21 protein-coding genes are annotated in these 22275 nt (G+C 66.1%); 9 read left to right on the forward strand and 12 right to left on the reverse strand.

The window, feature by feature from the left end; genetic code table 11:
• The first annotated feature begins 1 nt into the window (after nt 1).
• Complete coding sequence (locus ACLPJJ_RS02470) at nt 2-1507, forward strand: methyl-accepting chemotaxis protein (RefSeq protein ID WP_443589206.1); 1506 nt, start codon at nt 2-4, stop codon at nt 1505-1507.
• Here ACLPJJ_RS02470 and ACLPJJ_RS02475 read toward each other — a convergent pair.
• Nucleotides 1504-2145 (reverse strand): class II aldolase/adducin family protein, encoded by a 642-nt coding sequence (locus ACLPJJ_RS02475; protein WP_443589207.1) that lies wholly within the window; start codon nt 2143-2145, stop codon nt 1504-1506. The two genes, ACLPJJ_RS02470 and ACLPJJ_RS02475, sit on opposite strands and share 4 nt — an antisense overlap.
• Before the next feature lies 1 nt (nt 2146).
• The gene (locus ACLPJJ_RS02480; RefSeq protein WP_443589208.1) at nt 2147-3004 is read right to left on the reverse strand and encodes a hypothetical protein; all 858 of its coding nucleotides are present in this window, start codon (nt 3002-3004) and stop codon (nt 2147-2149) included.
• A gap of 110 nt (nt 3005-3114) precedes the next feature.
• Here ACLPJJ_RS02480 and ACLPJJ_RS02485 point away from each other — a divergent pair, with 110 nt between their 5' ends.
• Both ACLPJJ_RS02485 and ACLPJJ_RS02490 read left to right on the forward strand, forming a co-directional pair.
• On the forward strand, nt 3115-3666 hold the full coding sequence (locus ACLPJJ_RS02485) for a polysaccharide biosynthesis/export family protein (RefSeq protein ID WP_443589210.1): 552 nt from the start codon (nt 3115-3117) through the stop codon (nt 3664-3666).
• Nucleotides 3635-4819, forward strand: coding sequence for an MFS transporter (locus ACLPJJ_RS02490; RefSeq protein WP_443589211.1), 1185 nt, complete (start codon nt 3635-3637; stop codon nt 4817-4819). Before ACLPJJ_RS02485 ends, ACLPJJ_RS02490 begins: the two co-directional genes overlap by 32 nt.
• On the opposite strand, the gene fabG is transcribed toward ACLPJJ_RS02490, so the two are convergent.
• Nucleotides 4816-5589: a 3-oxoacyl-ACP reductase FabG gene (fabG, locus tag ACLPJJ_RS02495; protein WP_443589212.1), complete on the reverse strand. Its 774-nt coding sequence runs from the start codon at nt 5587-5589 to the stop codon at nt 4816-4818. The genes ACLPJJ_RS02490 and fabG overlap by 4 nt on opposite strands.
• Nucleotides 5590-5687: 98 nt before the next feature.
• On the opposite strand from fabG, the gene ACLPJJ_RS02500 reads away from it, so the two are divergent.
• Entirely contained in the window at nt 5688-6449 is a 762-nt protein-coding gene (locus ACLPJJ_RS02500; RefSeq protein WP_443589213.1) for a DeoR/GlpR family DNA-binding transcription regulator, read from the forward strand.
• A 69-nt stretch (nt 6450-6518) separates the two neighbouring features.
• Here the strand turns inward: ACLPJJ_RS02500 and ppdK are convergent, their stop codons facing one another.
• The 3 genes from ppdK to ACLPJJ_RS02515 are packed head-to-tail and all read right to left on the reverse strand — an operon-like array spanning nt 6519 to nt 12093.
• Nucleotides 6519-9191 (reverse strand): pyruvate, phosphate dikinase, encoded by a 2673-nt coding sequence (gene ppdK, locus ACLPJJ_RS02505; protein ID WP_443589214.1) that lies wholly within the window; start codon nt 9189-9191, stop codon nt 6519-6521.
• A 9-nt stretch (nt 9192-9200) separates the two neighbouring features.
• Nucleotides 9201-11219 (reverse strand): glycine--tRNA ligase subunit beta, encoded by a 2019-nt coding sequence (glyS, locus tag ACLPJJ_RS02510; RefSeq protein ID WP_443589216.1) that lies wholly within the window; start codon nt 11217-11219, stop codon nt 9201-9203.
• Nucleotide 11220: 1 nt separating this feature from the next.
• On the reverse strand, nt 11221-12093 hold the full coding sequence (locus tag ACLPJJ_RS02515) for a glycine--tRNA ligase subunit alpha (RefSeq protein WP_443589217.1): 873 nt from the start codon (nt 12091-12093) through the stop codon (nt 11221-11223).
• 86 nt (nt 12094-12179) lie between these two features.
• Here ACLPJJ_RS02515 and ACLPJJ_RS02520 point away from each other — a divergent pair, with 86 nt between their 5' ends.
• Complete coding sequence (locus tag ACLPJJ_RS02520) at nt 12180-12575, forward strand: hypothetical protein (RefSeq protein WP_443589218.1); 396 nt, start codon at nt 12180-12182, stop codon at nt 12573-12575.
• Here ACLPJJ_RS02520 and ACLPJJ_RS02525 read toward each other — a convergent pair.
• Together ACLPJJ_RS02525 and ACLPJJ_RS02530 are read right to left on the reverse strand one after the other, a co-directional pair.
• On the reverse strand, nt 12572-13525 hold the full coding sequence (locus tag ACLPJJ_RS02525; protein ID WP_443589219.1) for an acetyl-CoA carboxylase carboxyltransferase subunit alpha: 954 nt from the start codon (nt 13523-13525) through the stop codon (nt 12572-12574). The genes ACLPJJ_RS02520 and ACLPJJ_RS02525 overlap by 4 nt on opposite strands.
• Nucleotides 13526-13575: 50 nt before the next feature.
• Nucleotides 13576-13830, reverse strand: a complete 255-nt coding sequence (locus tag ACLPJJ_RS02530; RefSeq protein ID WP_443589220.1) for a hypothetical protein — start codon at nt 13828-13830, stop codon at nt 13576-13578.
• 131 nt (nt 13831-13961) lie between these two features.
• Between ACLPJJ_RS02530 and mscL the strand changes: the two genes are divergently transcribed.
• A complete protein-coding gene (gene mscL / locus ACLPJJ_RS02535) occupies nt 13962-14414 on the forward strand; it encodes a large conductance mechanosensitive channel protein MscL (protein ID WP_443589221.1) in 453 nt (150 codons plus the stop codon).
• Between the two features lie 35 nt (nt 14415-14449).
• Here the strand turns inward: mscL and glpX are convergent, their stop codons facing one another.
• The 4 genes from glpX to ACLPJJ_RS02555 are packed head-to-tail and all read right to left on the reverse strand — an operon-like array spanning nt 14450 to nt 18598.
• Nucleotides 14450-15436, reverse strand: coding sequence for a class II fructose-bisphosphatase (gene glpX / locus ACLPJJ_RS02540; RefSeq protein ID WP_443589223.1), 987 nt, complete (start codon nt 15434-15436; stop codon nt 14450-14452).
• 10 nt (nt 15437-15446) lie between these two features.
• Nucleotides 15447-16739, reverse strand: a complete 1293-nt coding sequence (locus ACLPJJ_RS02545; RefSeq protein WP_443589225.1) for a homoserine dehydrogenase — start codon at nt 16737-16739, stop codon at nt 15447-15449.
• Complete coding sequence (locus ACLPJJ_RS02550; protein ID WP_443589227.1) at nt 16736-17953, reverse strand: LL-diaminopimelate aminotransferase; 1218 nt, start codon at nt 17951-17953, stop codon at nt 16736-16738. Before ACLPJJ_RS02550 ends, ACLPJJ_RS02545 begins: the two co-directional genes overlap by 4 nt.
• Nucleotides 17954-17986: 33 nt before the next feature.
• On the reverse strand, nt 17987-18598 hold the full coding sequence (locus ACLPJJ_RS02555; RefSeq protein ID WP_443589228.1) for an OmpA family protein: 612 nt from the start codon (nt 18596-18598) through the stop codon (nt 17987-17989).
• A 122-nt stretch (nt 18599-18720) separates the two neighbouring features.
• On the opposite strand from ACLPJJ_RS02555, the gene ACLPJJ_RS02560 reads away from it, so the two are divergent.
• The 3 genes from ACLPJJ_RS02560 to ACLPJJ_RS02570 form a co-directional block, all read left to right on the forward strand.
• The gene (locus ACLPJJ_RS02560; protein ID WP_443589229.1) at nt 18721-20520 is read left to right on the forward strand and encodes a PHA/PHB synthase family protein; all 1800 of its coding nucleotides are present in this window, start codon (nt 18721-18723) and stop codon (nt 20518-20520) included.
• A gap of 110 nt (nt 20521-20630) precedes the next feature.
• Nucleotides 20631-21908, forward strand: a complete 1278-nt coding sequence (locus ACLPJJ_RS02565; protein WP_443589230.1) for an O-antigen ligase family protein — start codon at nt 20631-20633, stop codon at nt 21906-21908.
• Nucleotides 21909-21926: 18 nt separating this feature from the next.
• Nucleotides 21927-22275, forward strand: a 349-nt coding sequence (locus ACLPJJ_RS02570; RefSeq protein ID WP_443589231.1) for a CobW family GTP-binding protein, incomplete at its 3' end; no start/stop codon positions are given.

The following is a 22275-nucleotide window of genomic DNA, read 5'->3' on the forward strand; positions in this document are numbered from 1 at the left end:
CATGTCCAACTCTGAAAAGCTCAATGACCGGCTGAATTTCATGAATTTCGGCCCGCAGGTGCAAAGCCGCCTGCGCGGAATGAAATCCACCATCATGTCCGCCCTGCCCCAAGCATTGGATGCATTCTACGAAAAAATGCGCACCGTGCCGGAGGTGGCAAAATTTTTCCCGAACGAAGGCATGGTGCGTCTGGCCAAGGGCAAGCAGTCCGAGCATTGGAACCGCATCACCGATGGCCGGCTGGATGAAAACTACGCCAGCGCGGCGATACAGGTGGGCGAGGCGCATGCGCGCATCGGGCTTGAGCCACGCTGGTATGTCAGCGGCTACACCATCGTGCTGGAGCATATGCTCCACGCCATCACCGCCGCACGCTGGCCGAAATCCCTTTTCGGCCGCACGCGCCCCGGCCAGATCCAGCTGGCGGAAGAAATCTCCGCCCTGGTCAAGGCCACGTTTCTCGATATGGAAATCGCGATCTCAGTCTATCTCAACAGGCTCGAAAGCGGGCGCACCGCGGCGGAACAGCGCGTGGCCAGCACCGCGAATAGCATGATCAGCGCCATGAGCGCGGCCGCCAACGCGCTCGCCGCCGGCGACCTCACCCACCGCCTGGGCAACGACATCCCGCCCGAATATTCGCAGCTGCGCTCCGACTTCAACAATGCCATGGATAAGCTCGCCACCACACTGGCTGGGCTACAGAAGACATCGCGCGCCATCGACACCAGCATCGGCGAGATCGCCGCCGCCGCCGATGACATGTCCCGCAGGACCGAGGGCCAAGCCGCGAGCCTGGAGCAAAGTACCGCCGCCCTGAACGAACTCACCGTAGCCGTGCGGCAGACCGCCGATGGCGCCGCGCAGGTGAGCAATGCGGTGAAAGCCGCCAATGCCGGCGCCACGGAGTCGCGCGACGTGGTGAACCAGGCCGGCGCGGCGATGGGGCAGATCGAGACCTCCTCGCGTGAGATCGGCAAGATCATCGGGCTGATCGACGAGATCGCCTTCCAGACCAATCTCCTGGCGCTCAATGCCGGGGTGGAGGCCGCGCGCGCGGGCGATGCGGGGCGGGGTTTCGCCGTCGTCGCCTCGGAAGTGCGGGCCCTGGCGCAGCGCTCGGCCGATGCCGCCAAGGCGATCAAGTCGCTCATCTCCACCTCCGGGCAGCAGGTGGCGCAGGGCGTGGAACTGGTGCGGCGGAGCGGCCTGTCGCTGCAGGGCATCGGCGCCAATGTGGGGCAGATTGAAGGGTTGGTCTCCGGCATTGCCGGCTCGGCGCGGACCCAGTCCAACGGGCTGGCACAGGTGAACGAGGCCATGACCCAGATGAGCCAGGCGGTGCAGCAGAACGCCGCCATGGTCGAGGAAACCACCGCTTCCATGCACTCCCTGCGCGGCGAGATCGGCGATCTGAACCGCGCCCTCGCTGCCTTCAAGATCACCCGGGAGACCGGTTTCGACCTCGCGCCCGCCCCGGCCAAACGCCGCGAGCTGGCGGATTAGCCGCCGGTATTCGGCCGGTAGGCCGTGGCGAACTGGGTGATCGCGGCGTCGATCTCGGCATCGGTGAGCAACACCGGCCCGCCCGCCGCCAGCGAGAGCAGATATTGCTGCGCCAGCACTTCCAGCTCCGTGGCGGCAGCCAGGGCCGCGCCCACATCCCGCCCGGTGGCGATGCCGCCATGGTTCTCCATCAGGCAGGCGGTGCGGCCTTCCAGCGCCTTGAGCACATTGGCGGAAAGCTCCGCCGTGCCGAACAACGCATAGGCCGCGCAGCGCAACGGCGCGCCGCCGAACCGGGCGATCATGTAATGGCAGGCCGGGATCTCCCGCCGCGCCATGGCCAGCGCCGTGGTGTAGGGCGCGTGGTGATGCACGACACCGCCCACTTCCGGCCGGGCGAGGTAGATATCCAGATGGAACCGCCATTCCGATGACGGGCGGTACCGCCCCTCGAAGGAGCCGTCCGGCTTGAGCAGCGGGATCATCTCCGGGGTCAGGCTCTCATAGGGCGTGGCCGAGGGGGTGATGAGAATCCCCTCCTCGGTACGCAGGGACACATTGCCCGAGGTGCCAGCGGAAAGGCCGCGTGCTGCCATCGCCCGCGCCGCTTCGATGAGGTTTTTCCGAAGCTCCATCATATCACTCAACCGGGGCGAAATGCAGGTCAGGCGAGACGCCGACCGAACTGCCATCCCAGCTCAGGGCAAGCGACGCCTTCTGCGCCGAGGCGCTGGCGAAGTTCTTCGCCTTGCAGGCGGCGTCCGCCGTGGCGGCGGGCACATAGTCCACTTGCACCGTGGCGAAGCTGCCGCCGCGCGCCAGCGAATCGATACCCAGCAGCACCGCCTGATCCGCTGATTTCCGCTGCCCGCAATTGGCATTCGGGTCCATGGTCTCGCGCAGATCGCTGGCCTTCAGCACAGGTGAGAGGTTGATCTGGCTGCCGCCGCCGGGAATGGAAACGAGGAAGAGCGTGGTATCCGTCTCGCCTTGGCCGGTGAAGCCATAGAGGCAGAGGAACCGCGCCCGCCCCTGCGGGTTCAGCGAGAGGCAATGCTCCATCGCCCCGCCCGGATACCAGCCGGAGAGCGCCCAGCCATTGCCCTGGCGGTGAAACAATATGCCGCCGCCGAAATTGGTAACATGCGGCTCGAAACTGCCCAGGTAGGAGACATACGCTTCATCCGCATCATCGCCTGTAAGATGGCCATAGATGACGCTGGTGAGCGTGATGCCCAGCCCCGTCCCGGCCCCGCCGTAATCCTGGCTCGGATAGCCCGGCAGGCTCTGGCAGCTATGGGCGTAACCATCCGCCCCGCCCGAAGCACCGCCGCACACCAGCGGCAGGAACGCCGCCTGCTCATCGCCCGTCAGCCCGCGCGGGTCGAAATTCACTGTCACGCCTGGTTGGGACTCCCCGCCATGCCGTGGCCAAAGCTTATACGCCCCGATGCCAATGACGAGCAGGAGCAGGAGCAAAACGACAGAGCGCTGCATGGGACCTCCGTGGTACGATTCACTAGGCATTTGCCCTTTTTCGCAGGCCGGGTAAATATCGCCACAATCTAGGGTTTTGGCGGAGACGGAAAATTATCCACAGGCGTGTTTTGCTCCTCGGCACGTTCGCCCTGCTGGATGGCTGCGCCTCGTTGCGCGCGCCGGGCTCCAACCTACCGCCGCTCCCCGCCTTGCCGCCCGGCCCCTACCGGCTCGGCCCCGGGGATGGGCTGAATCTGCGCATCTACAACCAGCCGCAACTCTCCGGCGCGTACATTGTGGATGACAGCGGCAATATCAGCCTGCCTTTGCTCGGGCTCGTCCGAGCGCAGGGCCGCAGCACGGACAAGCTTTCGGCCGCCATCACCACCGCGCTGCAAAGCGGCGGGCTGATCCTGCACCCAAGCGTGGCCGTGGAGGTCTCCACCTACCGGCCCTTCTATATATTGGGCGAGGTGAACACACCCGGCCAGTATCCATTCCGGCCGGGCATGACAGTCCTGACCGCGATTTCCATCGCCGGCGGGTTCACTTACCGGGCATGCCAAGACTATGTCGGGGTGACGCGCAATATTGGCAGCGCTCCTGCCCAGTATCGCGCCCCACTTTTTGCATTGGCGCAGCCCGGCGATGTCATCACGGTTTTTGAGCGGCGGTTCTAGGCAGATCACCATCGCGGCGGCGACCGCCGGGTTCCTCACCTTCAGCAATATGTGGTGCACCCAGGCGCTGCTGCCGGTGCTGGGCGCCGCGCTGCACGCCACCCCGGCGCAGACAGGCCTTACCGTCACCGCACCGCTCGCCGCCACTGCCGCCGTGGCCCCTCTCATCGGCGCCATCTCGGACCGGTTTGGGCGTAAGCGCTTCATCGCCGGGGCGGCGTTGCTGCTCGTCATCCCCACATTGCTGGCTGCTGCCTCGGTGAACCTGCCCATGCTCATCGCCTGCCGCTTCGCGCAGGGGCTGCTGCTGCCGTTCATCTTCATCGTCACCATCGCCTATATCGGCGACGAGCTGGCGGGACATGCGGTCACGCGCCTCGCCGGCATCTACACGGCAGGCACCATTCTGGGCGGGTTTTCGGGCCGGTTCATCGCCGGGCTGGTGACCGAGGTTTTTGGCTGGCGCGCCGCCTTCCTCTGCATCGGGCTGCTCACCTTGGTGATGGCGCTGGTGGTGTGCGCGCTGCTGCCCAGGGAGCGCAACTTCAAGCCCGTCCGGGGCATCGCCGGGGCGCTGCGCTCCTTCCCCGACCACCTCAGCAACCCGCGTTTGCTCGCCACCTATGCCGTCGGGTTCGGCATGCTGTTCAGCCTGGTGACGGTGTTCACTTTCATCAATTTCCGCCTGGCCGAGGCACCCTACAATCTCGGCCCGGCGGCTTTGGGGAGTATCTTCGTCGTGTATCTCGGTGGCGTCGCCATCAGCCCCGTCGCCGGGCGGCTGGCCGCCAAGCATGGCCATCGCGCGGTGATGGCGGGCGCCCTTGTCCTGGTCTTCTCCGGCTTGGCGCTGACGCTGGCCCAGCCGCTCTGGGTCATCGGGCTCGGGCTGCTGCTCATCTGCTCCGGGCTGTTCACCGAGCAGGCGATCGCCACCGGCTACACCAGCCTCGCCGCCCGCGCCGCCAAATCCACCGCTGTGGGGCTGTACGTCACCTGCTACTATGTCGGCGGCAGTATTGGCGGCACGCTGCCCGCGGGCGTCTGGCACAGCAGCGGCTGGCCGGGCTGCGCTGCGATCACCGCCGCCGTGCAGCTCGCGGCCTTCGCCGTGGCCATGGCGTTCTGGAGACCGCTCGGGCCTCGCGGTTAGCCCATCGCTTCCAGCGCGCCGAGAGACTCAGGCAAGACCTGCCCGCCATCCACGGTGATGGTCTGGCCGGTGATGTAGGCGGCTTCCTCGGAGGCCAGGAACAGCGCGGCGTTGGCGATGTCCTCCGGCGTGCCCAGGCGCTTCAGCGGAATCGAGGCCTCCATTGCCGCGATGTATTCCGGCCCGTTGCCCTCCAGCCCCTCGGTGAAGATATTGCCCGGCAGCACCGCATTCACGGTGATGTTGCGCGGCGCCAACTCAATGGCGGCGGTGCGCATGAAGCCGAGCTGCCCGGCCTTGGAGGCGCCATAATGCGCCCAGCCGGGATAGCCGGTGATCGGCCCGGTGATCGACGAGGTGAGGATGATCCGCCCGGCCCCTGCCTTGATCATGGCCGGCAGCACGGCGGAGACGGAAAGGAAGGCGCTGCGCAGATTGGTGTTGATGACATGGTCGAACTCCGCCGGGGTCATCTCGGAGAGCTTGGCCGCGGGGAAGATGCCGGCATTGGCGCAGAGAATATCGATGCCGCCAAACTTCTGCACCGCCGCCTCGGCCATCGCCGCGCAGCCCTCGGGCGTGGACACATCCGCTGCCAACCCCGCCGCATGCGGGCCGATCTCCGCCGCCACCTTGTCGGCATCCGCCTGGCTGCGGGAGACAGCAAGCACATTGATGCCCGCGCGCCCAAAACGCAGCGCGATGCCGCGCCCAATGCCCCGGCTGGCCCCGGTGACGATGACGGTTTTACCTTGCAACGATTTCAGCATAGGAACTCCTGAGGCTGTGCGGCCCGGGCAAAATGTGGTAACTTCAACATTTACATGATGCAGGTACAACACCCATAATCAAGCGGAATTTGCGAAGCATGAGACCAGATAAATCGGCGCGGCAGGGGAAGATTCTGGCGGCGCTGGAAACCGCACCCAGTCTGCGCGTAGCAGAGTTGGCGCAGAATCTCGGCGTTTCCACCGAGACGATCCGGCGCGACCTGGACCAGATGACCAGCGCCGGGCTGCTCAACCGCACCTATGGCGGGGCGGTGCGGCCGCTGAGTTCCGAACCCACCGTGGTCGAGCGGCACACCATGTTCGTGGAGGAGCGCCAGCGCATCGCCCGCGCCACCCTGCCCTTGCTGCGTGATTCGCGGGTGCTGATCCTCGGCTCCGGCTCCACCGTGGTGCATGTGGCGCACGAGGTCGCGGCCAAGCTGAAGGACATCCTGGTCATCACCCATTCCTTCGGCGTGGCGGCGGCGCTCTCCGCCAATCCCACCATCAAGACACTGATGCTCCCCGGCGAGTACCACGCCGGAGAGGGCACGCTGCTCGGCGGCCATACCGTCGCCTTCCTGCAGGATCTGTACGCCGACTGCACGATCCTCGGCGCCAGCGGCCTCTCCGAGGAAGGCCCGGCCGACGCCCTGCCCGAGAGCGCCGCCGTGTATGCGGCCATGGCGGCGCGCGCGGCCAAAACCCTGGTGGTGGCCGACCATTCCAAGTTCAACCGGCTATTCACCGCGCGTTACGCGGATTGGCGGCGGATCGGCCATCTGGTGACGGATGCGGCGCCGGAAGCCCCCCTTGGCGCGCAGCTGCAACGCAGCGGCACTGGCGTTATTTTGGCGTAGCCCCTGAAACGCAAAACGGCCGGAACGCGCTGCGCCCGGCCGCCTGAGTTCGCTTAAAAGCGTTACCGCTTACTTGTCGCGGAAATGGGTTTCCTTCGCCTCGATCGCGGCCTGCGCCGCAGCCAGGCGCGCCACCGGCACGCGGTACGGCGAGCAGGAGACGTAGTCGAGGCCAACGGACTCACAGAAGGCGATGGAGGCCGGATCGCCGCCATGCTCACCGCAGATGCCGAGCTTCAGCTTGTCCTTCTTGGAACGGCCCTTCTCGGCGGCGATGCGCACCAGCGCGCCGACGCCATCGACGTCGATGGAGACGAACGGATCCTTCGGCAGGATGCCCTGCTCGACATAAGCGGGCAGGAACTTGCCTGCGTCGTCACGCGAGAGGCCGAACACCGTTTGCGTCAGATCGTTGGTGCCGAAGGAGAAGAAGTCCGCCGATTCCGCGATCTGGTCGGCGGTGAGCGCCGCGCGCGGCAGCTCGATCATGGTGCCGATCGAGTATTCCACGGTCTTGCCGGTTTCCTCGAACACGGCCTTGGCCATACGCTCGACCTGGGCGCGGGTGATGTCCAGCTCGCGCTTGGTGCCGACGAGCGGGATCATGATCTCCGGCACCGGGGCCTTCGCGGTCTTCGAGACCTCGACCGCCGCCTCGAAGATGGCGCGGGCCTGCATCTCGTAGATTTCCGGATAGGTCACGCCGAGGCGGCAGCCGCGATGGCCGAGCATCGGGTTGGCTTCGGAAAGCTCTTCGGCGCGTTCCTTGATCGTCGCCGCGTCCATGCCCAGCGCGTCGGCCACTTCCTTCAGCTCAGCCTCGCCATGCGGCAGGAACTCATGCAGCGGCGGGTCGAGCAGACGGATGGTGACCGGCAGGCCTTCCATGATCTTGAACAACGAGATGAAATCCTCGCGCTGGAAGGGCAGCAGCTTGGCGAGCGCGGTGCGGCGGCCGGCCTCGTCCTTGGCCATGATCATCTGGCGCACGGCGCCGATGCGCGCCGGGTCGAAGAACATGTGCTCGGTGCGGCACAGGCCGATGCCCTCGGCGCCGAACTTGCGCGCGGTCTCGGCATCCAGCGGGGTTTCCGCATTGGTGCGCACCTTCAGGCGGCGGATCTCGTCGGCCCAGCCCATCAGCGTACCGAAATCGCCGGAGAGCTGCGGCTCGATCATCTTCACCGAACCCGCGAATACCTCGCCGGTGGCGCCGTCGATGGTGAGGATCTCACCCGCGCGGATGGTGACACCGCCAGCGGAGAGCGTCTGCGCGCCGTAATCGACCGAAATGCCGCCAGCACCGGCCACGCAGGGCCGGCCCATGCCGCGGGCCACCACGGCGGCGTGGCTGGTCATGCCGCCACGGGTGGTGAGGATGCCGCGGGCGGCGTGCATGCCGTGAATGTCCTCGGGGCTGGTCTCGATACGGACCAGAACCACGGACTCGCCCCTCTGCGCGCGGAACTCGGCTTCATCAGCCGAGAACACCACGGCGCCGGAAGCCGCACCCGGGGAGGCGGGCAGACCCTTGGCGAACTGCTTCTTCTCGGCCTTCGGGTCGAGGGTCGGGTGCAGCAGCTGGTCCAGCGCCGACGGGTTCACGCGCATGATGGCGGTGTTGCGGTCGATCAGCCCTTCCTCGGCCATCTCCACCGCGATGCGCAGCGAGGCGGCGGCGGAGCGCTTACCGGAGCGCGTCTGCAGCATGTACAGCTTGTTCTGCTGCACGGTGAACTCGATGTCCTGCATGTCCTTGTAGTGCGTCTCAAGGATCGAGCGGACATTCTTCAGCTCGACATAGGCCTCGGGCAGCGCCACTTCCATGCTGACTTCACCGGGCTTGGCATAGGCCTGGCTCAGCGGGCGCGGGGTGCGGATGCCGGCCACCACGTCCTCGCCCTGGGCGTTGACGAGGTACTCGCCATAGAACTCGTTCAGGCCGGTGGAGGGGTCGCGGGTGAAGCACACGCCGGTGGCACAGTCATCGCCCATATTGCCGAACACCATGGCCTGCACGTTCACGGCCGTGCCCCAGTTGGCGGGGATGTCGTGCAGACGGCGGTACACGTTGGCGCGGGGGTTCATCCAGGAGCCGAACACGGCGCTGATCGCGCCCCAGAGCTGGTCCTGCGGGTCCTGCGGGAAGGGCTTGCCGATCTCTTCGGCCACCATGTTCTTGTAGCCCTCGACAACCTGCTGCCAGTGCGCCGGGGTCAACGCGGTGTCCTCGATCACGTCGGCTTCGAGCTTCACGTGCTCGATGATTTCCTCGAAGCGGTGATGGTCAACGCCCAGCACCACGGAGCCGTACATCTGGATGAAGCGGCGGTAGGAGTCCCAGGCGAAGCGCGAATCTCCCGAGCCGACGGCCAGGCCCAGCACGGTAGTGTCGTTCAGGCCCAGGTTCAGCACGGTGTCCATCATGCCCGGCATGGAGACGCGCGCACCCGAGCGCACGGAAACCAGCAGCGGCTTGTCCTTGTCGCCGAACTTGCGGCCGACAGCCTCTTCGATGCGGGCCAGCGCCGCATCAACCTGGGCCTTCAGCTCGGCCGGGTAGTTGCGGTCGTTGTCGTAATACGCGGTGCAGACTTCGGTGGTGATGGTGAAGCCGGGGGGCACGGGCAGGTCGATGCTCGCCATCTCCGCCAGATTGGCACCCTTGCCGCCCAGCAGATTGCGGAGCGAGGCGTTGCCATCATTCACCCCTGCACCGAAATTATAAACCCATTTCGTCATTCCCAACTCCTAACCTTCAACCCTGGAGAAATCTGCGATTTGATTGACCGTGTCCCGGAAGCGCGCGAGCAGTCGCAAACGATTGCGGCGCAATTCTGGCATTTCGGCGTTAACCGTAACTTTTTCAAAGAAGGCGTCAACGACGCCGCGCAGCGAGGCCAGAGCCTGCATGGCGCCAGTGAAATCCTCGGCCGCGAGCAGCCCGGCGGTCTCGCTTTGCACCGCATCCAGCCGGTCGCGGAAGGCCGCCTCCTCCGGCAGAGGCAGTTCGCCCTCCACCTTCAAGCCTTCATGCGGGCCATCCTTGGCATCCTCGATGCGCAGGATGTTGGCGGCGCGCTTGTAGGCGGCGTGCAGGCTGCGGCCATCATCGGTCGCCAGCATCTCGCCCAGCGCGTCCACGCGCTTCATCAACCGGACGAGGTCATCATCCGCCCCGGCGGCGAGCACGGCATCCAGCACGTCGAAGCGCTTGCCCTCGCCGCGCAGCTTCACGCGCAGACGCTCAATGATGAAGCCGAACAGCTCCTCGTCGCCGCCAAGCAGCGGCTTCAGCGCCAGGCGCAGCTCATTCTCCAGCACGATACGGATCACGCCGAGCGCGCAGCGGCGCAGCGCATAGGGGTCGCCCGAGCCGGTCGGCTTCTCGCCGATGCGGAAGAACTCGCGCAACGTGTCCAGCTTGTCGGCCACGGCCACGGCCACGGCCACGGTGCCAGCGGGCACATCATCGGACGGGCCCTTCGGCTGGTAATGGGTCTTGATGGCGGGACCAACGATGGCGCCATCCCAGCCACTTGCGTTACGCGCCGCGTAATAGCCGCCCATCACGCCCTGAAGTTCGGGGAACTCGCCCACCATGCCGGTGACGAGATCGGCTTTCGCCAACCTGCCCGCCCATTCCGCCTGGCTGGCTTCGTACCCATCAGCGCCGAGCAGCTCCACGATCTCCCGTGCGAGCGCCGCGATCCGGTCCGCGCGTTCGCGCTGGGTGCCGATCTTGGCGTGGAAGGTGATCTTCTCCAGCTTCGGCAGCAGGTCGGTCAGCGGGGTCTTCAGGTCCAGATCCCAGAAATGCCGGGCATCGGAAAGCCGCGCCCGCAGCACGCGCTCATTCCCCGCGATGATCGCCACCCCACCATCCGCTGCCTCCAGATTTGCTACGAAAGCGAAATATGGTGCAGGCTTACCAGCGGCGTCACGCAGGGCAAAGTATTTCTGGTTGATCTTCATGGAGAGTTCACGCACCTCGTGCGGCAAATCCATGAACTGCGCGTCGATCTTGCCGATCAGCGGCACCGGCCACTCGACCAACCCCGTCACCTCGTCCAGCAGCACCTCATCCGGCGCGACGGAAAGCCCCAAAGCGGCTGCCTGTGCGGCCATGCCTTCGGCGATTTTAGCCCGGCGTTCCGCCTGATCGACGACAACATGGTGTTCGCGGAGCTTCTCTTCCCACACGGCAACCGACGACACGGCAACCGGGCCGGGACCATGCACGCGATGCCCCTCGGTCTCGTTCCCCGCCGTCACCGGGCCGAGGGTGAAGGGGATCACCTCGCCATCCAGCAGGCAGACAATGCGGTGCAGCGGGCGGACCCAGGTGAAATCCCCGCCGGAACCCCAGCGCATGGATTTGGGCCAGGGGAGCTTGGCCAGAGCTTCCGGCAGGACGGCTGCGATGAAGGATTTGGCGGACTGGCTCGGCGTCTTCCTGTTCAGGACCCAGAAATCGCCTTCCTGAACCAGATCGTCCTTATTAGCCCCATGCTTGCGCAAGAACCCGGCCAGCGCCTGTTCCGGCGCGCTCGCGCGAGGGCCGCGCTCGGAGATGGCAGCTTCCGGCACCTCGGCAGCCACCTCGGCCTTCAAGGCGATGCGGCGCGGGCCATAGAACATCCAGACAGCAGGCTCTGGTTGCAAAGGCGCAAGAACCTCGCGTGTGTTTTCGATCAAGCGGCCGCAGGCAGCGTGCTGCATCCGCGCCGGAATCTCTTCGGAAAATAGTTCGAGGAAAAATTCAGCCATCTCACTCACCCGCCAGCCAGGCTTCGGCGCAGGCCTTGGCCAGATTGCGCACGCGCGCGATGTAGGAGGCGCGCTCGGCGACCGAGATCACCCCGCGCGCGTCGAGCAGGTTGAACAAATGGCTGGCCTTGATGCACTGGTCATAGGCCGGTTGGGCCACGCCCGCCGCCACCAGCGCGGCGCATTCGGTCTCGGCATCCTCGAAGTGGCGAGCCAGCATGTCCGTGTTGGCCAGCTCGAAATTATGCTTCGAGTAGTCCCGCTCGGCGCGCAGGAACACATCGCCATAGGTCACGCCCTGGCCGTTGAAGTCGAGGTCGTACACGTTCTCCACGCCCTGCACATACATGGCCAGGCGCTCCAGCCCGTAGGTCAGCTCGGCGCTCGGCGCGACGCAGGCAATGCCGCCCACCTGCTGGAAATAGGTAAACTGCGTCACCTCCATGCCGTCGCACCACACTTCCCAGCCCAGCCCCCAGGCGCCCAGCGTCGGGCTTTCCCAGTCATCCTCGACAAAGCGGATGTCGTGCACCCGGCGGTCGATGCCGATGGCGTCATAGCTGGCGAGCAGCAGCTCCTGGATGTTGTCCGGGCTCGGCTTCAGCAGCGCCTGATACTGGTAATAATGCTGCAGGCGGTTGGGGTTCTCGCCATAGCGGCCATCCGAAGGGCGGCGCGAGGGCTGCACGTAGGCGGCCTTCCAGGGCTTGGGCCCCAGGGCGCGCAGCGTGGTCGCCGGGTGGAAGGTGCCCGCCCCCATCTCCACGTCGTAAGGCTGCAGGATGACGCAGCCCTGCTCCGCCCAGAACCTGTGTAATGTCAGGATGATATCCTGAAAGCTTTTCGGGCGCGCCGGGGCGGTATGGACTGTCATGGACCCTTGTTTAAAGTGTAGAAACCTGTCGCGGCGCAGCAATACGGCCCCGCAAGGCGAAGAGCAACCGCAGAGGACGCTGAGACATGAGCAAAACCGTGAAATGGGGGGCCACCGACTGGCTGGGCGTGGCGCTGGCGGCGCTGCTCGGCGGCGGGGCGTTCGCTTTCCGCTGGTTTGCCATCATGCCGCGCGCCACGGTGGGCCTCTGCGCGGCAGCCAACGCGCCGGGCTTCTGCACCCCACGCCACTGGGTGCTCTCGGGCCAGTATTACGGGTGGTTCGGCTGGGCCGCGCTGGCGCTGGGGCTGGCGGCGTTCTTCGGCGGCAAACGGCTCCTGGGCGCGCTGGCGCTGGGCGTGGGGATTGCCGCCGTGGTGAATTACAACGCCACCCAGGGGATCATCGGCGCCGCGCTGGGGCTGGTTGCGTGGCTGAGCCTCGTCTCCGGGCGCCCCGGCTGGGGCGCGGCAAGGACTTAGAGCCCGACCTTCCCCATCGCAAGGAACTTCTCGCGGCGCTTGGCCTTCAGCGCTTCCGGCGCCATGTCCTTCAGCGGGGCGAGTTGCTTCTCCACCGCGTCGCCCAGCGCCGCCAGGGCGGCCTCCGGGTTGCGATGCGCGCCGCCCACCGGCTCCGGCACGATCTCGTCGATCAGCCCGAGCTTCTTCAAATCCTGCGCGGTGACGCGCATGGCTTCGGCGGCCACCGGGGCCTGGGCCGAGTCGCGCCACAGGATCGAGGCGCAGCCCTCCGGCGAGATCACTGAATAGATCGCGTGTTCATACATCAGCACCGAATTGCCGGCCGCGAGCGCGATGGCGCCGCCGGAGCCGCCCTCGCCGATGATCGTCGCCACCAGCGGCACCGGGGCGGAGAGGCAGGCCTCGATACCGCGTGCGATGGCCTCGGCCTGGCCGCGGGCCTCGGCCTCAATACCCGGGAAGGCGCCGGAGGTGTCCACGAAGGTAAGGATCGGCAGATTGAACCGCCCGGCCAGCTCCATCAGGCGCTTGGCCTTGCGGTAGCCCTCGGGCTTGGCCATGCCGAAATTATGTTTGATGCGGGTCTCGGTATCCGTGCCCTTCTCAGTGCCGATCACCATAACCGGTGTGCCACGGAAGCGGCCCATGCCGCCGATGATCGCCGCGTCGTTGGCGAAGGCGCGGTCGCCGGCCAGCGGAATGAAATCCTCGATCAGCGCGGCGATGACGCCGGCCGCCTTGGGCCGATCGGCATGGCGGGCCACCTGGGTCTTCTGCCAGGGGGAGAGCTTGGCATAGATGTTCTTGAGCTGGGCATCCGCCTTGGCGGAAAGCTTCACCACCTCGTCGGCGATGTTGATCTCACCGGTGGCGGGCATCTGCCGCAGCTCCGCGATCTTGGCTTCGAGCTCGGCGACGGGTTTTTCAAATTCGAGGTACTGGCGCATGGGCCTGGGCCTTTAGCACATATACGCGTGGAGGAAAGGGATTAGGACGGTTACTGGCCGTTCTTGTCCCAGGGGGCATTGCCCAGGTTCACTTGCTTGGGCGTGGTGTTGGACGCCGTCATCGCCCCCGCCCCGGCGCCGATGCCAGCCCCTACGACCACGCCGATCGGCCCGCCGACAATGCCGATGAGCGCGCCCGTGGCCGCACCGCCCGCTGCGGTGCCGGTTGTCCGCCCCGTGCCGTGGCCGCATCCCGCCAGCGCCAGCGCCAGCGGCAGCAGCATCAGACAAACCAGTTTGCGCATTCCACTCTCCAAATCTTGCCCCCTTGTTCCAGAGCCGGCCCGCGCCGGGCAAGCGGTTTTACTCGCCCGATTACCCGGTTGCGAAATACTCGGACCGCCTTAAAAACATTACGAACACAAAGGAGTCACGAATGTCCGACCTGCTGAAATCCCCACTCAAGCTGCAGAAACCGGGCTGGCTCGACGATTTCAAAGCCTTCATCATGCGCGGCAACGTGGTGGACCTCGCGGTCGGCGTGGTCATCGGCGCGGCCTTCACCGGCATCGTCAACTCGCTGGTGAAGGACATCATCACCCCGCTCATCGGTCTGATCACCGGCGGGGTGGATTTCTCCAACCATTTCATCGTGTTGAAGGGCATCCCCGCGGCAACATTGGCGGACGCGCAGAAGGCCGGGGACGTGACGTTCAATTACGGCGTGTTCCTGAACGCCGTGTTCAACTTCCTGATCATCGCCGCGGCGATCTTCTGGATGGTGCGGCTGCTCGAAAAGCTTCACAAAGCCCCTGCCGCCGCCCCGGCGCCGACACCGACCGAGGCCCTGCTCACGGAAATCCGCGACGTGCTGAAGGGGAAGGCCTGAAACAAAACCGGGGCCTTGCGGCCCCGGCCCTCTGGTCAGATCCCCAGGTCCTTCTTCGCAAAGTTATGGTGCGCCTCGATATAGCGCACCGTGCCGGACTTGCTGCGCATCACGATGGAGTGCGTCACCGCCCCGTGGCCAACACGGCGCACGCCGTTCAGCATCGGGCCGGAGGTGACGCCCGTGGCAGCGAACATCACGTCGCCCTTGGCCATTTCCTCGATGCTGTAGATGCGGTTCGGGTCGGTGATGCCCATGGTGCGGGCGCGCTCGACCTGCGCCTCATCCTCAAACAGCAGCTTGCCCTGCATCTGCCCGCCGATGCAGCGCAGCGCCGCGGCGGAGAGCACGCCTTCCGGCGCGCCGCCGGAGCCGAGATACATGTCCACCCCAGTGCCGGGCTGCGAGGCAGCGATCACGCCGGCCACGTCGCCATCGCCGATGAGCATGATGCGCGCGCCCGCCTCGCGGATCTTCGCGATCATCTCGGCATGGCGGTCGCGGTCCAGCATGCACACCATCAGCTCCTCAATCTCGACGCCCTTGGCCAGCGCCAGGTTCTTGAGGTTCTCTTTCACCGGCGCGTCGAGCGAGACCACGCCATCCGGCAGCCCGCCGCCGACCGCGATCTTCTCCATGTAGATATCCGGCGCGTGCAGGAAGTTGCCGCGCTCGGCCAGGGCCACGGTGGCGATGGCATTCTGCCCGCCCTTGGCGGTGATGGAGGTACCTTCCAGCGGGTCCACGGCGATGTCCATCTGCGGCCCGCCGCAGCCGACCTTCTCGCCGATATAGAGCATCGGCGCCTCGTCCATCTCGCCTTCGCCGATCACCACGGTGCCGTTGATGGCCACGGTGTCGAAGGCCTTGCGCATCGCCTCCACGGCGGCGCCGTCGGCGTCGTTCTTCTTGCCACGGCCGATCCAGCGCGAGGCGGCGATGGCGGCGGCCTCGGTCACGCGGACCAGCTCGAGCGCCAGGTTACGGTCGGAAACTTCGCCCAGGCGGCGGGGTTCGGTCATGGTAAAATCCTTACTTGGGTTCGATACGGATCAGGGCCGGGGCTTCCAGCACGGCTTCCAGCATGGCGATGCGGGCGAGCGCGGCGTTCACCGCGTCTTCCCGGGTCTCGTGGGTGACGAGCACGATGGGCACGGCCTCACCGGGCGCGCGCCCATGTTGGAGCATGGATTCGAGCGAGATGCCATGGTCGCGCAGGATGGCGGTGACATCCGCCAGCACGCCGGGCTGGTCCACGACCATCAGGCGCAGGAAGTAGGCGCTGGTGAGATGCGCCATCGGCACCACGCGGGCCTCGCCCAGCGCGCTCTGCGCCATGCCCCAGACGGGGATCTGGTTGCCGCGGGCGATGTCGATCAGGTCAGCCACCACGGCACTCGCGGTCGGCCCCTCACCCGCGCCGCGCCCCTGCAGGAACACCGGGCCGGAGAAATCCCCTTCCAGCAGCACGGCATTGAACACGCCGTCCACGGTGGCGAGCGGCTTTTCCACCGGCACCATGGCCGGATGCACGCGCATGGAGATTTCATCGCCCATCCGCTCGGCGATGCCGAGCAGCTTGATCCGGTAGCCAAGCTCCTGGGCGAAGGCAATGTCCAGCGCCGAGATGCGGCGGATGCCCTCGACATGCAGGCTGGAGAACTCGATCTTCTGGCCGAAGGCGAGCCCGGCCAGGATGGCGAGCTTATGCGCGGCATCCACACCATTGATGTCGAAGGAGGGATCGGCCTCGGCGTAGCCAAGCCGTTGCGCCTCGGCCAGCACGTCGGCGAAGTCGCGCTTCTCCTCGCGCATGGTGGTGAGGATGTAGTTGCAGGTGCCGTTGAGGATGCCGGCAACGCGGGATACCCGGTTCGCCGCCAGCCCCTCGCGCAGCACCTTGATGACGGGGATGCCGCCCGCCACCGCGGCCTCGTAGGCCAGCGGCAGGGAGGCAGCCTCGGCGGCCTGGGCCAGGGCCACGCCATGCACGGCCAGCAGCGCCTTGTTGGCGGTGACCAGCGGCCGGCCGGCGGCCAGCGCCTTCTCGGCCAGGGCCTTGGCCGGGCCGTCGGACCCGCCGATCAGCTCCACCACCACATCCACTTCCTCATCCCAGGCCAGGGCCAGCGGGTCATCATGCCAGATCAGCCCGTCCAGCGAGATGCCACGGTCACGGTTGCGGTCCCGGGCGGAAACGGCGGTCACGATGATCGGCCGGCCGGCGCGGGCGGTAATCAGCTCCGCCTGCCGGGCCAGAAGTTTGACCACGCCGGCACCCACGGTGCCCAGCCCGGCAATGCCGACGCGCAAGGGTTTCATCATTTGCTCTCCAGATCGTCTTCCGCCGTGGCGGCGTTATCGGTGGCCAGGAAGCTGCGGATATTGCGGATGGCCTGCCGCAGCCGGTGGGTGTTCTCAACCAGGGCGATGCGCACATGGCCATCGCCGTATTCGCCGAAGCCCACACCTGGGGCGACCGCCACCTTGGCCTTGGCCATCAGCAGCTTGGCGAATTCCAGGCTGCCGAGATGGCGGTAGCGCTCGGGGATCGGCGCCCAGGCGAACATCGAGCCATTGGGAGACGGCACATCCCACCCGGCCGAATGCAGGCCCTTGATCAGCACGTCGCGGCGCTCGCGGTACAGGGTGCGCATTTCCTCCACGCAGTCCTGCGGGCCATTCAGCGCCGCCGTGGCCGCCACCTGGATCGGCGTGAACGCGCCGTAGTCGAGGTACGACTTCATGCGGGTGAGCGCCTTGATGAGGCGCGGATTGCCGACGCCGAAACCCATGCGCCACCCGGGCATGGAATAGGTCTTGGACATCGAGGTGAACTCGATGGCGATATCCTTCGCGCCCTCGACCTGCAGCACGGAGGGCGGCGGATTGCCGTCGAAATAGATCTCCGAATAGGCGATGTCGGAGATGATGAAGATCTCGTTCTTCTTCGCCAACGCCACCAGTTCCTTGTAGAAATCAAGGTCGGCCATGTAGGCGGTGGGGTTGGAGGGGAAGTTGACGATCAGCGCCGTCGGCTTCGGCACCGAATGGCGCACGGCGACATCGATGGCGCGGAGCATGTCCTCGCCCGGATGCGCGGGGATGGAGCGCACCGAGGCCCCCGCGATGATGAAGCCGAACTGGTGAATCGGGTAGGACGGGTTGGGCACGAGAATCGTATCCCCCGGCGAGGTGATGGCGGCGGCGAGATTGGCCAGCCCCTCCTTGGAGCCGAGCGTGGCGATCACCTCGGTCTCCGGGTCCAGCTTCACGCCGAACCGGCGCTCGTAATACGCCGCCTGGGCGCGGCGCAGGCCAAGGATGCCCTTGGAGGTGGAGTAACGGTGGCTGCGCGGGTCCTGCACGGGTTCCACCAGCTTGGCCACGATATGCGGGGGGGTGGGGCTGTCCGGGTTGCCCATGCCGAGATCGATAATGTCCTCAGCGGCGGCGCGTGCCTTGGCCTTGGCGGCATTCACCTCGGCGAACACGTAAGGGGGCAGGCGGCGGATGCGATGAAACTCTTCTGAGGACATTTTCAACTCGGACTCGGGTGGACGATGCTGGGCTTAATATACCAATTGCGCGAAGCCGCCAGAACCTGAAGCCATCGCGGCGATACGGATATTGGCGGGCGGCACGCCGGCGGCGGTCAGCGCATCGGCGATGCGCCGGGCCCGAGCCAGGGCAAGAGGCAGAGCGCCCTCGCCAAAGCCGCAAACGCGGATCTGCGCCCCGTCCCGCTGAGCGGCGAACTTCACCAGCACGGAAGCCTGGCCCGGCGGGAGAATGGCCGAGCCGGGCGCGAAGGCGATGGCCTGCGGCGGGCCAGGCGGCTTGGGCGCGGGTGCCGCGGCAACCGGCGCGGGCGCCGGGGCGGGCGTCGGCACGGCGGCGGGCAGAGTCAGCCCCGGCAAGTTGGGCACGGGCGGCGCTGCGGCGGGCAGGGTCAGCCCCGCCAGCGCGCCGGGCGACGGTGTGGAAACTCCCTCGCGCGCCTGGGCCGCGATAGCCTCCTGCGCCCCGGCCGGGGTGGCGGTGGGGGCGGCGGGCACATCGGCGAGGTTCGGAAAGGGCTGGTTCGCCCCGGGAGGGGCTTGCCGGTTCTGCGCAATCGCGCCACCTTCGAAACTGTGATACAGGCCGACCGCGCCAGAACAACCAACGAGAGAAAACGCCAAGACTACTGAGAATGCCGCCCCGCAACGCCGCCACAACATCAGACCCGCCTCCAAAATCTGCCGGTTCCGCCGGCTAGAGCCTGTTTGCCTGAGAACCGCCTCCACGGAAAGGATCGTCCAGCATGCCGCAGTCCGAGTCGTCCAATGATCCCGATATCAAGCTTCCCGATGCCGAACTGATCGGACGGTCGATGGCCGATATCGCGGCGCGCAGCCAGCGCATCGTTACCGACTGGCTGAAGCGCCAGGCGCGCGAGGGCGTGGACCTGGACCCGCTGAACGTGGGCAGCGCCTTCGTGGAGATGACCGCCAAGCTGCTCTCCAACCCCTCGAAGCTGGTGGAGGCTCAGCTCGGCCTTTGGCGGGACTATCTCACGCTGTGGCAGAACACCACCCGGCGCATCTGGTCCGGCGCGGAGCAGGAACCCGTCATCGCCCACGACCCCAAGGACAAGCGCTTCGCCGACCCTGCCTGGAAGGAGAACGAGGTGTTCGACTTCATCAAGCAGTCCTACCTGCTCTCGGCGCGCTACATCGACGACGTGGTGACCCATGTGGACGGGCTGGACCCGAAAACCGCGCAGAAGGTGGATTTCTACGCCCGCCAGTTCATCAACGCGCTCAGCCCCAGCAACTTCGCCCTCACCAACCCCGAGGTGCTGCGCAAGACCCGCGAGACCGGCGGCGAGAACCTGGTGCTGGGCCTGAGCAACCTGCTCAACGACCTGGAGCACGGACGCGGCAATCTGCGCATCAAGATGACCGACACCAACGCCTTCAAAGTCGGTGGGAACATCGCCGTCTCGCTGGGCAAGGTCATTTACCAGAACGCGCTGATGCAGCTGATCCAGTACAGCCCGGCCACCGAGAACGTGTATGCCCGGCCGGTGCTTATCCTGCCGCCTTGGATCAACAAATTCTACATCCTGGACCTGCGGGCGAAGAATTCCTGGGTACAATACCTCGTCTCCCAAGGGCACACCGTGTTCATGGTCAGCTGGGTCAACCCGGATGAATCCCTGGCCGAAAAGAATTTCGACGATTACATGATCGATGGCGTGTTCGCCGCGCTGAATGTCATCGAGAAGGCAACCGGGGTGCGCGAGGTGAACGCCATCGGCTACTGCCTGGGCGGCACGCTGCTGGCCGCCACGCTGGGCTACATGGCCGAGAAAGACGATGACCGCATCAAATCCGCCACCTTCTTCGTGACGCTGACGGATTTCACCGATGCCGGGGAGCTGGGCGTGTTCATCGACGAGGAGCAGCTGAGCGCGCTGGAGGAGAGGATGCACCGGCGCGGGTTCCTGGAGGGGTCCGACATGGCCACCACCTTCAACATGCTGCGCGCCAACGACCTGATCTGGAGCTTTGTCGTCAACAACTACCTGCTGGGCAAAGAGCCGTTCCCGTTCGACCTGCTGTACTGGAACTCGGACGCCACGCGCATGCCGCCCGCGATGCACTCATTCTACCTACGCAACATGTACCAGAAGAACCTGCTGGCCCAGCCGGGCGGGATCTCGATGAAGGGCGTGCCTGTCGACCTGCGGCATGTGAAGGTGCCGTGCTACTTCCTCTCCTGCCGGGAGGACCATATCGCCCCCTGGATGAGCACCTATAAGGGTGCCAAGAATTTCGGCGGGCCGGTGCGCTTCGTGCTCGCCGCCTCCGGGCATATCGCCGGGGTGATCAACCCGCCCGGCGGCAAGTACAACCACTTCATCAACAACGAGATGCCGGAAACGCCAGAGCAGTGGCTCGAGGGCGCGACCGAGGTCTCGGGCTCCTGGTGGCTGGACTGGCAGCGCTGGACGACGAGCTTCGACACCACGCAGGTGCCGGCACGCATCCCCGGCAAGGCGCGGGGGGTCAAGGTGATCGAGGACGCGCCCGGATCTTATGTGAAGGTAAGAATCTAACCCCTTGGCGGCACCGGACATTCCGGCCTAATCGGCATAATCTTCTGGTTGAACCGTTACGCTCCGGAGTTTCGTCATGCTCATCCTCTACTTCATCACCCGGACCGGGCATGCGGGCTGAACGCCTGCGCCAGATGGCCCTGGCGGCGGCGCTGCTCGTGCCTCTGGGGCTGCTGCACGCCTTCGTGCTGGCGGAAATCTGCATCGCCACGGTGGATATCCTGTTCCTCGCGGACTGCGCGCGGCGGCGGGATTTCACCTGGTCCCGGCAAGGCTGGGTGGTGCTCGCCTTGCTTTGGTGGGGCTGGCTGCTGCTGTGCTCCACGCCGCTGCCGCTCGCTGGGTTCGGCTTGGCGGGCTGGCGGCTAGGCTTCATCCAAGCCTTCGTTGTCATCCGCCTGCTGCTGTTCGTCGCGGCGCTGCAGAGCTGGCTGCTTACCACGCCGCGCGCCCAGCGCGCCGCCTGGAGCGTGCTGGCGGCCTGCTCCCTGTGGATCGGGTTGGAGAGCTGGCAGCAATATCTCACGGGAAGGAATATCTTCGGCGATCCGCGCTGGGGCGATGGCTCGCTCACCGGCCCGTTTTGGAAGCCGCGCGCCGGGGCGCTGTACGGACATCTGCTCTACCCAGCGCTGCTGCCGCCGGTGCTGGCGCTGCTGGCTCGCCCTGGCCGTGCCGCGCGGCTGGGCGGCGTGGCCCTGGCGGTGCTCGGCGTGCTCACGTCGGTGCTTATAGGCCAGCGCATGGGGGTGCTGTTAACCGGGCTTGGCTTGGCCGTGGCGGCGCTCTTTGTCCGGCAACTGCGCGTCATCGCCATGGCCGCCTTTGCCGTGGCCGCGCTGGCGGTGGTGCTCACACCCATCATCTCGCCGCCTACCTACGCCAAGCTGGTACAGGAAACCGCCAAGAATATGGGGCATTTCGCGCTCAGCCCGTATGGCGAGCTCTATACCCGCGCCACGGTGATGGGCATGCAATCGCCCTGGCATGGCTGGGGCTATAACGGCTTCCGCGTGGACTGCCCGCTGCCGCGCTTCAATGGCGGCCTTCCCGCGCTTGGCGTCGCGCCGACGCAGCTTGGCCTCGGCGCGTGCAACCTGCACCCCCATAACTTCTACGCCCAGGCATTCACGGATGCCGGCATTCCGGGATTGCTGCTGTTCATCGCCCTGGCGCTGGCCTGGCTGGGGGCACTGGCCACCAGGCTGTTCCGCCAGCCCGAGCCTCTGCGCGTGGGGCTGTTCATCGCCGTATTCACCTTTTTTTGGCCGATCGGCTCGAGCGATGAATTCCCGACCCTCTACATGCTGGGCTGGATGATCTACCTACTTGGTTTCGGGCTGGCCTTGCGGGGCGGGACGCGATCGCTAAATCCTGTCCCCGAATAGTTTCACTGGATACCGTATATGTCTGATCTCGTTCCCGTCACCGTCCTCACCGGCTATCTCGGCGCCGGCAAGACCACCCTGCTCAACCACATCCTCACCGGCACGCACGGCAAGAAATACGCCGTGGTGATCAATGAGTTCGGCGAGCTGGGGGTGGATAACGACCTCATCGTGGATTCCGACGAGGAAGTGTTCGAGATGAACAATGGCTGCATCTGCTGCACGGTGCGCGGCGACCTCATCCGCATCATCGAGGGCCTGATGAAGCGCAAGGGCCGGTTCGACGCGATCATCGTCGAGACGACCGGCCTCGCCGATCCCGCGCCGGTGGCGCAGACCTTCTTCGTCGACGAGGACGTGCGCGAGG

Origin of the sequence: Acidocella sp. (assembly GCF_052326845.1) — a bacterium.
Taxonomy (GTDB): domain Bacteria; phylum Pseudomonadota; class Alphaproteobacteria; order Acetobacterales; family Acetobacteraceae; genus Acidocella.